The organism is Pseudomonas sp. RA_35y_Pfl2_P32 (genome assembly GCF_963970735.1).
Classification (GTDB): domain Bacteria; phylum Pseudomonadota; class Gammaproteobacteria; order Pseudomonadales; family Pseudomonadaceae; genus Aquipseudomonas.
In genome coordinates, this window is the sequence record NZ_CAXAQF010000318.1 from 1 (window position 1) to 458 (window position 458).

Sequence of the window (458 nt, forward strand, 5' to 3'; positions counted from 1 at the left end):
TTCGTGCTGGCGGGTCTGTTGCTCGTGCTGCACGGCGTTCCAGCCCCGGTGCCCCCCTTCACCCTGGCGCGCTTCGCGGTCGATAATCTCGGAAATTTCCTGCAGATCAACGTGTTTCTCGGTATCTTCAACCTGATCCCGTTGCCGCCGTTCGATGGCGGGCATGTCGTGCAGGGCCTGCTGCCGCGCGCCGCCGCGATCCACTATGCGAAGCTCGCCCGCTACGGCTTTCCGCTGCTGCTCGTGCTGCTGTTCGTCCTGCCGATGATCAGCCCGCAGACTGATATCGTGCACCGCTTCGTCGCTCCCATTGCGGGTGCCGCCACCGACTTTTTCTTCGGCATCGCCTATCTGGGCGCGGGATGACCGGGCTGCATGGCTGGCTGATCCTCGACAAGCCTTTGGGCCTTGGGTCGACCCAGGGCGGCTCGGCGGTAAAGCGCGCGCGGCGTGCCGCC

The 458-nt window shown here is 65.5% G+C and carries 1 protein-coding gene; it reads left to right on the forward strand.

What is annotated here, in order from left to right:
• Window positions 1–366, forward strand: a 366-nt coding sequence (locus AACY45_RS28475) for a site-2 protease family protein (protein ID WP_339548804.1), incomplete at its 5' end; no start/stop codon positions are given.
• Window positions 367–458 lie beyond the last annotated feature (92 nt).